Origin of the sequence: Moorena sp. SIO1F2 (assembly GCF_010672755.1) — a bacterium.
GTDB lineage: Bacteria > Cyanobacteriota > Cyanobacteriia > Cyanobacteriales > Coleofasciculaceae > Moorena.
Genome location: NZ_JAAHFV010000219.1, coordinates 1 through 11,055, shown reverse-complemented (window position 1 = coordinate 11,055; position 11,055 = coordinate 1). Strand labels below are relative to the sequence as shown.

Sequence of the window (11,055 nt, the reverse complement as noted above, 5' to 3'; positions counted from 1 at the left end):
TTTGGGAATCGGGTAATATCATTATTATCAACATAGCAATAATTTCGATAACAATGAGCAAAACTATCTTTAACTATACCTAATTATTGAAAACTACTTCTTCTCTCTCCCTATCTCCCCATCTCCCCATCTCCCCATCTCCCCATCTCCCCATCTCCCCACACTGTTCCCTATTCCCTATTCCCTGTTCCCTTTCCAACCATGACCAATCAACACTCAACAATCTACAAAGTAGGAGGTAGTTTACCTCAGGATGAACCTACTTATGTGACCAGACAAGCGGATGACGAGCTTTTTCAGGCATTGATGGCTGGGGAGTTTTGTTATGTGCTGAATTCCCGACAGATGGGTAAGTCGAGTTTGCGGGTAAGAACCATAAAACGGTTAAAACAAGAGGGATTTGCTTGCGCGTCTATCGATCTGACCGTGATTGGAAAAGAAGACATCACGGTGTCCATGTGGTATGAAAGTTTGATGATGTTATTGGTGGATGATTTCGAGCTTTTCGGAACCTTTGATGAAGACAGTTGGTTAGACGAGCGTGCTCAAATCTCCCCGGTGTTGTGCTTAAGTAAGTTTATTGAGCAAATCGTGTTAACTAGTATTCCAGGTAAAGTTGTTATTTTTCTGGATGAAATTGATAGTATTATTAAAGTTAAGTTTAAAGATGATTTCTTTGCCTTAATAAGAGCCTGTTACAATCAACGAGCTGAAAAGCCAGCCTACAATCGTCTTACCTTTTGTTTGCTGGGGGTGGCAACTGCTGCAGATTTAATTCAGGATAAACAGCGCACTCCGTTTAATATTGGTCAGGATATTCAGTTGACTGGGTTTACCTTTGAGGAAGCCAAACAGCCTTTGGTTCGGGGTTTGGTAGGTAAAGTTAATAATCCTGAACAGGTGTTAGATGAGATAGTAAACTGGACGGGGGGACAACCATTTCTGACCCAGCGCGTGTGTCGTTTGGTAGTTCAGACTGCGGAATCGGGTAATAGTCTTTCCCTAGACCAGATCGTGCGTAGGCAGATCATTGACAATTGGGAAGCTCAGGATGAACAGGAGCATTTGAAGACCATACGCGATCGCATTCTCAGGAATGAGCAACGGGCTGGGATGCTGTTGGGTTTGTATCAGCAAGTGTTGGATCACGGTTGTCTAGCTGCTGATGGCAGTGAAGAACAGACGGAATTAAGGTTATCGGGGCTGGTGGTGGAGCGTAATGGCTGTTTGGAAGTTAACAACCGGATTTATGGGGAAGTTTTCAATTCCGATTGGGTCAAGACAGAATTGGCTAGACTGCGCCCCTACTCTGAAGCGTTTACGGGTTGGGTTAATTCTGGGTATAAGGATGAGTCTTTTTTGTTGCGGGGGGGAGCATTAGAGCAGGCCGAACAATGGTCGAAGGGAAAAGCCTTAAGCGATTTAGATTCCCAGTTTTTGAGAGCAAGTCAGGTTTTAGATAAGAGAGAAGTGCAAAAGGCTTTGGCTGCTGAGAAAGAGGCTAGTGAGATATTAGCCAAGGCTAAAGAACAAGCCCAGCGGACCATACGCATAGGGGGAATTGTAATGGGTTTGTCCTTAATTGTTGCTATAGTGGCTGGTGTCAACGCTAGACAACAAATACAGCAAGCAAAACTAGTCACACGACTAGAACGGCAAGGGAATGATATTTCACGACAGTTACCGTATAATGTTTACTATGGCACCAATACAAGAGGGGAAAGGCTTTTGTATCAGGCCATGGAGACTGGGCAAGAGCTAGATAATCTCGTTAAAGATGGTCGCCCCCTGGAGCAATATCCTGCTACTAGTCCTATAAATGCCCTCCACCAGAGTATTAGTAAATTACGAAAAGGGGCTGTGCTCACCGGGCATCAGTCCGAGGTATATAGTGTAGCCTTCAGCCCGGATGGACAGAGGCTGGCCACTGCTTCACGGGACAAAACCGCCAGAATTTGGGACAACCAGGGCAATGAAATCGCCCTGCTCAGAGGGCATCAGGACAGGGTATTTAGTGTAGCCTTCAGCCCGGATGGACAGAGGCTGGCCACGGCTTCATTAGACAACACCGCCAGAATTTGGGACAACCAGGGCAATGAAATCGCCGTGCTCACCGGCCATCAGTCCGAGCTATCAAGTGTAGCCTTCAGCCCGGATGGACAGAGGCTGGCCACTGCTTCACATGACAAAACGGCCAGAATTTGGGACAACCAGGGCAATGAAATCGCCGTGCTCACAGGGCATCAGGACTCGGTAGAGAGTGTAGCCTTCAGCCCGGATGGACAGAGGCTGGTCACTGGTTCAGATGACAAAACGGCCAGAATTTGGGACAACCAGGGCAATGAAATCGCCGTGCTCAGAGGGCATCAGGACAGGGTATGGAGTGTAGCCTTCAGCCCGGATGGACAGAGGCTGGCCACGGCTTCCTTCGACAAAACTGCCAGAATTTGGGACAACCAGGGCAATGAAATTGCCGTGCTCAGAGGGCATCAGGACAGGGTATTTAGTGTAGCCTTCAGCCCGGATGGACAGAGGCTGGCCACGGCTTCATGGGACAACACCGCCAGAATTTGGGACAACCAGGGCAATGAAATCGCCGTGCTCACCGGGCATCAGTCCACTGTATATAGTGTAGCCTTCAGCCCGGATGGACAGAGGCTGGCCACGGCTTCATGGGACAAAACCGCCAGAATTTGGGACAACCAGGGCAATGAAATCGCCGTGCTCACCGGGCATCAGTCCACTGTATTAAGTGTAGCCTTCAGCCCGGATGGCAAGACGCTGGCCACGGCTTCATTTGACAAAACCGCCAGAATTTGGGACAACCAGGGCAATGAAATCGCCGTGCTCACCGGGCATCAGGACAGGGTATTAAGTGTAGCCTTCAGCCCGGATGGACAGAGGCTGGCCACTGCTTCATGGGATGGCACTGCCAGAATTTGGGACAACCAGGGCAATCAAATCGCCCTGGTCACCGGGCATCAGGACAGGGTATTTAGTGTAGCCTTCAGCCCGGATGGACAGAGGCTGGCCACTGCTTCATCGGACCACACCGCCAGAATTTGGGACAACCAGGGCAATGAAATCGCCCTGCTCACAGGGCATCAGTTCTGGGTATCAAGTGTAGCCTTCAGCCCGGATGGACAGAGGCTGGCCACTGTTTCAGATGACAAAACCGCCAGAATTTGGGACAACCAGGGCAATGAAATCGCCCTGCTCACCGGGCATCAGTCCACTGTATATAGTGTAGCCTTCAGCCCGGATGGACAGAGGCTGGCCACGGCATCATGGGACGGCACCGTCAGAATTTGGGACAACCAGGGCAATGAAATCGCCGTGCTCACAGGGCATCAGGACAGGGTATTTAGTGTAGCCTTCAGCCCGGATGGACAGAAGCTGGCCACTGTTTCAGATGACAACACCGCCAGAATTTGGGACAACCAGGGCAATCAAATCGCCGTGCTCACCGGGCATCAGGACTCGGTATGGAGTGTAGCCTTCAGCCCGGATGGACAGAGGCTGGCCACGGCTTCATTAGACAACACCGCCAGAATTTGGGACAACCAGGGCAATCAAATCGCCGTGCTCACCGGGCATCAGTCCTGGGTATCGAGTTTAGCCTTCAGCCCGGATGGACAGAAGCTGGCCACGGCTTCATCCGACAAAACTGCCAGAATTTGGGACTTACAAGGCAATCCATTAGCCGTATTCACGGGGCATCAAAAGTGGGTAACTGATGTAGCCTTCAGCCCGGATGGACAGAAACTGGCCACTGCTTCACGGGACGGCACTGCCAGAATTTGGAAGGTTGAAAGTTTAGGTGAGCTGCTGGGTCGGGGCTGTGACTTGCTGGAAGATTACTTTATTAGGCATCCTGGAGCTAAGGAGAAGTTATGGGTATGCGAGGAATCGGGAATCGGGAATCGGGAATCGGGAGTCGGGAATCGGGAGTCGGGAATCGGGAATCGGGAATCGGGAATCGGGAATCGGGAATCGGGAATCGGGAATCGGGAATCGGGAGTCGGGAATCGGGAATCGGGAATCGGGAATAGGCAATAGGTTCAAGGTTGAGGTTCAGATACTCAATTTAGCAATTTAGGTATCCTAATCTAAATGCTGAACAGCTTAGCTGATAGCTTACCCTTTATCTAGGCTTTTTGATATGGTGTTCCTCTGGCGAGATAAATACATTCACCTGCTTACGGATTTCGGATTTAAGCGGGTCTTTGGCACTCAGTCCAACAAAGCACTGTTGATGGACTTCTTGAATACTCTGTTACCTGCCCACCATCAGATTCAGGATGTCACCATTAAGACTCCGGAATTCTTTGGCAACACCTTAGTGAACAGAAGAGCCATTTTTGATAGTTATTGTCAGAGCACAACCGGTGAACGGTTCATGGTGGAAATTCAAAAAGCAGACCACAATTTTTTCAAAGATCCCAGTGTCTACTATGGCACGTTTCCCATCCAAGAACAGGCGCAACTGGGAAATTGGGATGATCAGCTAACGGCAGTCTACACCGTTGGTATTCTGGATTTTATTTTTAATGACCATAAGGACAATCCAGAACTGTTGCATGTGGTAGAGTTAAACAATCAATACTGTGAACTGTTATACGATAAGTTAAAATTTATTTATATTGAACTACCGAAATTTACTAAATCGGTTAATCAATTAGAAACCCATTTTGACAAGTGGTTATTTTTATTGAAGCATCTCGGTGAATTTAAGGCTCCCCCTGAATCCTTTCCAGGAGATGTGTTTGCCCAGCTGTTTGAAGTGGCGGAGATTGCCAATTTCTCACCAAAAGAGCAAGCCCTGTACTATGATAGCCTTAAGGTCTACCGGGATATGTACAGTGTTGTCGAAACCTGTATTCAGGAAGGTTTTAAACAAGGTAGACTTGAAGGTCTAAAACAGGCCGCTATCGAACAAGGTAAACTTAAGGTAAAACAGCAGGTTGCTAAACGGATGAAAGCAGCAGGGTTACCCCTGAAGGATATTGCTCAATATACGGAGTTGAGTGAGGAGGTGATTATAAAATGGATAAATTAGAAAACTATCGCCAAATTATTCGTCAAACCTTAACCCCTTATGTTAACATTGATTACTCTAATGTTAACATCCGTAACCATGCAGCATTTGACCGAGACACAGACCAATATTTAATTATTTCTGAAGGATGGAATAACCAAGAGCATCTTCATAGTTGTTTGATTCATGTTGAAATTCTTAATTCTAAAATTTGGATTCAATGTGACAATACTGAAGACGGCATTGCTAATGATTTAGTAGCAGCAGGTATTCCAAAAAGTGATATTGTTTTAGCTTTTCATCCTCCAGATGTTCGCAAATTTACTGAGTTTGCTGTTAGTTAAAATCCGGTTAGGTTGCGTGGAACAGGCTTCCAGCCTGTGGCAATTTTCGGAAGGGCAGTTCCAACACTAGTCTTCCATCGCAGCAGCAATAAGTTTGCGGACGCTGGGAGAGCGAAATCCCAGTATAATATCTTTGGGAGAAACACCCCGCTCAATTAATTCACTATCGATATAAATCTCAGTACTATTGTGCTGTATCCAGATTTGACCTTCGATCAGCTCAAGATGCATGGCACAACCATAGATGCGGTACTCATTACGCCATTCATTATGGAAAACCAAATAACGATCCCGTTCTCTATCAAAGATAAGTTGAGCATTGAGATCATAACTGGCAAAGCTTTCTAAAAATTCGCAGGTAATCTGACGATATTGATCTAATTTATCCATTGGTCAATAACCTCATGATTCGGATCGTAAACAATTAACCGGACTTCATATCGTTCAATCACAGTTTTGGCAGGTTCAAATCTGATGAACATTTGGTAGGTATCTTTGGGAATCGCCAGATACAAAATGCGTTCTGGCTCATCAGATATTTCTAAGGCAATCCGATAGTTAAGAAACTGACCAAGAGCGGTGTGAAATTGAGAGATAGTTGAGCCACCGGCAAAGCTTTTAACCTCCACTGCTATTTTACAACCTTCTTTCTCAGCAGCGATCGCTTCTTCTGCAGCTAGATCGATATAGATATCAGCCATACCGTAGCGCAATTGATAGGGATCGTGAGTAATCAGCCAACCATCTTTTTGTAGAGCTATTTTAACTGTATTGTGGAAAATATCTTTGGCCATATTTTGATTATTATAATAAAATTCCCAACACTGGCGGTGCGTTACGGGACGGGCTGTCCCAACACTACCAGGCGGAAAATCAGTGCGAGCCCGTCCCTAACGCACCCTACTGGACTACTGGACTGGCGGTGCGTTACGGGCCGGGCTATCCCAACATTAACAGGCCGAAAATCAGTGCGAGCCCGTCCCTAACACACCCTACTGGACTTGATTATTGGCTCAGTAATTGATTAAAGCGCTTTAGGATTTTGAGAACCTGCTCCAAGCCTGTCTTATTCCGAAGAGAAAATGAATCCGATTCACCATACTTTGGTGTATTGTCTTTGCTCAGTTTTAGGAAAATAAAATCTGGCCCATTAGTAATAAATCCAAAAGCAGGTCTTTCTGATTCAATATTTCCTAGCATATAACTTAGTGCTTGGGGGATGCCAACTTCCAGGGAGTAATCGGCTCGTTTGGCTTCGATGACTAATACCCAAAATTCAGGAGTGTAGATGAGTAAGTCAAGTCTTCCGGTAATAATTGTTTCTTGATCTTGGGAAGTAATTTCTACGACTTTCTCTGCAGTAATATAAAAGGGATGACGATAAAAGCCAGCTAGTTTCAATAATGGGGAAAGTACTACCATTTTGACGATAGTTTCCACCATTGGACGCTCTGATAAGTGGAGATAGTCTCTCTTTATTTCCTTTAGCTCTTTTTTTTCTAATTCTGTTAGTTCTGGTAAATCATCTTGCCACTCCTGAAAGAATTGCTCATCATCGGTGCGCTCTAAGCCAAATTTTACTCTTAAATCGTAGAGGGTAATTTGGTTAGCTGGAATTGCGGTAACCATGGCTTGATTTACTATAAGGGAGTAGGGAGCAGGGAGCAGGGAATAGGGAATAGGGAATAGGGAATAGTTCACTAAAAAAGCTTTTCAGCTTTTATCAATGTCCTAAGGTAAGCTATCAGCTATCAGTTATCAGCTTATTCCTTGAATCACAGGCTAGAAGCCTGTGCCACTCTACTTGAGGTGCTTTTGAATAAAATAAGCTGACAGCTGACAGCTGACAGCTGATAGCTTACACTAGTACTAATTTGTGAGTAAGGTAGACTCTAAATATCTAAATCGGTGAGATTCAGTCGAGCGCCATAGGTTTCAATGAATTGGCGGCGAGGAGCAACCCGGTCTCCCATGAGTACAGTAAAGATTCTGTCAGCTTCAGCAGCATCTTCTATTTCGATTTGCTTCATGGTGCGAGTTTCTGGATTCATGGTGGTGTCCCACAACTGCTGTGGCATCATTTCACCTAATCCTTTGAATCGTTGGATGTTATAGTTAGCGTTTTCAGGAAATTGGCTAATTCGCTGTTGTAGTTCGCGATCGCTATAACAATAGTTATGGTTACGACCTCGTTCTAGTTTATATAACGGAGGACAAGCGATGTAGATGTAGCCTTGGTCTACAAGGGCTCGTTGATAGCGGTAGAAGAAGGTTAGTAATAAAGTACGGATGTGAGCGCCATCCACATCAGCATCAGTCATTATTACAATGCGGTGGTAACGTAAATTGGACGGGTCGAATTCTTCTCCTTTAATCCCTAGCCCTAGGGCTGTAATTAGGGATTGGATTTCTGTGTTCTTGTAAATTTTGGCATCATCAGTTTTCTCAATGTTGAGGATTTTTCCACGGAGGGGGAGAATGGCTTGGAATTGGCGATCGCGTCCTTGTTTAGCACTGTTGTGAACAAACACCCCACTCTTTAAAGCGAAATTATGGGTATGAGGCACTTCAATATCATAAACATCTACCAATTGTTCTAGGGATTCAATAGAAACAACTTGGTAATTATAGTTAGCAACAGCTTCACAAACCTGTGTCTGATTACCCCCAAAAGCGGAATAGGCTTCTTTGTTTTGGGTTTTGACCTTTGCCTGTTTCCTGATTTCTGCCAGTGGCCGGTATAGAGGCATTAGGAAATCATCAGGAGTCAGAGATACTGCTGGCTTATAACTACCATCTTGCAACATGAAGCGGTGATCGGGAGTGCAAATAATAGTTTCTGAGTTATCTAAGGTAAGTTTGATGACTTCAGCATTGGCTTTGGTCATTCTGGGATTGATAATCCGTTCTATTCCGATGCTGCCGTTATTGGTAATGGTGTAGCAAAAATGATCTTTACCCATAGCTTGTTCAGCTACAAGTTCCTTGAAGCTCAAAGACCGTCCATCAGCCAGGGCAACCTGTGTCTCTCCAGAAAAACATCCCCCTGCACTATCTCCCTCAACAATAAATATCTCTGATTCCCCTGGGTCCCGAGAACTACAATCGGCTAACTTACCGGGTAAGGGAGAAGACTCTAGTACTGATTTCCGCCGGACTAATTCACGAGCACGACGAGCAGCTTCTGCGGCTTTATAGGCTTGAATCGCTTTTTCTAAAATAGTATCCACTACTTGGGGACGAAAATCCAGGTATTCAGTCAAGACTTCCCCAACTAGGGAATCTACAATGCCCCTTACTTCTGTATTTCCCAGTTTAGTTTTGGTTTGACCTTCAAATTCTGGCTCTGGGACTTTGACAGAAATCACCCCAGTTAATCCTTCTCGGATATTCTCACCACCTAGGTTAGACTCACTTTCTTTGAGTTTATTGCGCTTGCGTGCGATCGCATTCATGGTTCGGGTCAAGACAGTCTTGAGCCCCTCCAAGTGGGTACCACCATCAATAGTGCGAATATTGTTAGCAAAACCCAGCAAATTATCACTATAGGCATCAATGCACCATTGTAGTGCCACTTCCACTTGGATACTTTTGCGTTCCCCTTGTATGTAGATAATCTCCTCGTGTAGGGGGTGCTTTTCCCGGTTCATGTAAGCGACATATTCCTGGATCCCTCCTTCGTAGTGATAGGTTTCTACTCTGGGTTCTTCCAGGCGATGGTCTGAGAAGGTAATTTTAACACCAGCATTCAGGTAAGCCAGTTCTCGGAGACGTCCGGATAAGGTAGTATAATCAAAATCAATACCGCCAGTAAAGATTTCGGTATCTGGCTTAAAGTTTACTGAGGTACCAGTGTTAGCCTTTTTATAGGGCTTGACGAGTAGTTCAGTCATGGGCACACCCCGCTCATAGCGCTGGGTATGTTCTTTTTTCTCCCGCCACACCGTTACATCTACCCACTCAGACAGAGCATTGACTACGGAAACACCAACACCGTGCAATCCTCCAGAGACTTTATAGCCGCCGCCACCAAATTTACCACCGGCATGAAGTACGGTCATTACGGTTTCCAGTGCGGATTTCCCTGTGGTAGGGTGGGTGCCCGTAGGAACTCCTCGTCCGTCATCGGTAACGGTTACGGAACCATTGCTATTGATATCAACTTCGATGTGAGTACAATACCCAGCCAGGGCTTCATCGATGGAATTGTCTACAACTTCGTACACTAGATGATGGAGACCCCTAGGTCCAGTTGTCCCGATGTACATCCCTGGGCGTTTCCGCACCGGTTCGAGACCTTCTAGAACTTGAATCTGATCGGCACTGTAACTACTCGTCATAATCTTTCGGGGTTCTCCGTTAAAAGCTTTGAAAGGCTATGATTCATCAAAAATGATAAAACACCCAAAGATTGTAACACAAAAGCCTTATAGGCGACCACAGCCCATTTTCATAGGTTATTTCTATAGGGGATTCACTATATAGGGTATGATGGTGTCAGTGGGTCAGTGCTCAAGTTAGTCCCGAATGCCACAATGGAAGATGAAACAGCCCTCCCCTCAAAACTCAACACTCAACACTGAGCACTCAGCAGTCATAGTAATTTGCGGTGCCACAGCTACAGGTAAGTCGAGTCTAGGGATAGCATTAGCACAGCGGGTTAGTTCAATAATTCTTAATGCTGATTCTCGTCAGGTTTACCGGGAATTTGATATTGGAACCGCTAAGCCGACACTGGCTCAACAACAGCAGGTACCCCATTATCTCATCGACATCTGTGATCCAACCGAAACCTTAACTGTAGCTGATTATCAACAGCAAGCTCAGGAAATTATAGCTAGGAAACACAGGGAAGACCAGGTAGATCAAGCAGATTTAAACAATAAACCTCTTTTCCTGGTTGGTGGTACTGGTTTATATATCAAATCGGTAGTGCGGGGGTTAAAAATTCCTCGGGTTGCGCCTCAGGAAGATTTGCGTCCGCAACTAGCTGCTCTTGGTCAAGCTCAGCTGTATAAATTCCTCCAACAGATTGACCCTGTTGCTGCTCAGAAGATTCATCCCAATGATCAAGTGCGGACATTGCGAGCATTGGAAGTATTTTATGTAACTGGAATTCCGATATCACAGCAGCAGGGAGAGAATCCTCCTAATTATCCAATTCTCCAGATTGGCTTGGAATGTCGGGATTCTGAAACTATTACCCAGCGGATTGCTCAGCGTACTGACCAAATGTTAGCAGCAGGTTTTGTGGCTGAGGTGGAAACTATTGTTGAGAAGTATGGTTGGAATTTACCGTTACTAGATACCTTGGGATATCGGGAATTTAAAGATTATCTTGCTGGTAACTTATCCCTTGAGCAGGCCAGAGAGTTAACTGTTGTCCACACTCGCCAATTTGCTAAACGTCAACGCACTTGGTTTAAGGCTTATCCTGAGATTGAATGGTTTGATGCGGATTGTCCTGATTTGTTGGAGAAGGTTTGGGAGCGGATAGAAGGTTTTTTAGAGGAATTGAGAATTAAGAATTAAGAATTAAGAATCGGGAATCGGGAATCGGGAATCGGGAATCGGGAATCGGGAATCGGGAATCGGGAATCGGGAATCGGGAATCGGGAATCGGGAATCGGGAATCGGGAATCGGGAATCGGGAATCGGGAATCGGGAATCGGG

The 11,055-nt window shown here is 45.7% G+C and carries 9 protein-coding genes; 4 read left to right on the top strand and 5 right to left on the bottom strand.

Features of this window, described 5'->3' with window-relative positions:
* Positions 1-79 precede the first annotated feature (79 nt).
* Complete coding sequence (locus tag F6J94_RS22355; RefSeq protein WP_293044255.1) at positions 80-223, bottom strand: hypothetical protein; 144 nt, start codon at positions 221-223, stop codon at positions 80-82.
* Between F6J94_RS22355 and F6J94_RS22350 the strand changes: the two genes are divergently transcribed.
* From F6J94_RS22350 to F6J94_RS22340, 3 genes are all read left to right on the top strand, one after another.
* Positions 202-4,059 (top strand): AAA-like domain-containing protein, encoded by a 3,858-nt coding sequence (locus F6J94_RS22350; protein WP_293044253.1) that lies wholly within the window; start codon positions 202-204, stop codon positions 4,057-4,059. The genes F6J94_RS22355 and F6J94_RS22350 overlap by 22 nt on opposite strands.
* Positions 4,060-4,162: 103 nt before the next feature.
* Positions 4,163-5,059 (top strand): Rpn family recombination-promoting nuclease/putative transposase, encoded by an 897-nt coding sequence (locus tag F6J94_RS22345; protein ID WP_293044251.1) that lies wholly within the window; start codon positions 4,163-4,165, stop codon positions 5,057-5,059.
* Complete coding sequence (locus F6J94_RS22340) at positions 5,047-5,382, top strand: XisI protein (protein ID WP_293044249.1); 336 nt, start codon at positions 5,047-5,049, stop codon at positions 5,380-5,382. The genes F6J94_RS22345 and F6J94_RS22340 overlap by 13 nt, the downstream gene beginning before the upstream one ends.
* Positions 5,383-5,448: 66 nt before the next feature.
* On the opposite strand, the gene F6J94_RS22335 is transcribed toward F6J94_RS22340, so the two are convergent.
* The 4 genes from F6J94_RS22335 to gyrB all read right to left on the bottom strand — a co-directional run bounded on the left by F6J94_RS22335 (position 5,449) and on the right by gyrB (position 9,722).
* Positions 5,449-5,772: a XisI protein gene (locus F6J94_RS22335; RefSeq protein WP_293044247.1), complete on the bottom strand. Its 324-nt coding sequence runs from the start codon at positions 5,770-5,772 to the stop codon at positions 5,449-5,451.
* Entirely contained in the window at positions 5,760-6,176 is a 417-nt protein-coding gene (locus tag F6J94_RS22330; RefSeq protein ID WP_293044245.1) for a XisH family protein, read from the bottom strand. Before F6J94_RS22330 ends, F6J94_RS22335 begins: the two co-directional genes overlap by 13 nt.
* A 211-nt stretch (positions 6,177-6,387) precedes the next feature.
* Positions 6,388-7,083: a type I restriction endonuclease gene (locus tag F6J94_RS22325; RefSeq protein WP_293044243.1), complete on the bottom strand. Its 696-nt coding sequence runs from the start codon at positions 7,081-7,083 to the stop codon at positions 6,388-6,390.
* Positions 7,084-7,274: 191 nt separating this feature from the next.
* Positions 7,275-9,722 (bottom strand): DNA topoisomerase (ATP-hydrolyzing) subunit B, encoded by a 2,448-nt coding sequence (gene gyrB, locus F6J94_RS22320; RefSeq protein WP_293044241.1) that lies wholly within the window; start codon positions 9,720-9,722, stop codon positions 7,275-7,277.
* 202 nt (positions 9,723-9,924) lie between these two features.
* Here gyrB and miaA point away from each other — a divergent pair, with 202 nt between their 5' ends.
* Entirely contained in the window at positions 9,925-10,914 is a 990-nt protein-coding gene (gene miaA, locus F6J94_RS22315) for a tRNA (adenosine(37)-N6)-dimethylallyltransferase MiaA (protein WP_293044239.1), read from the top strand.
* The last annotated feature ends 141 nt before the right edge of the window (positions 10,915-11,055 follow it).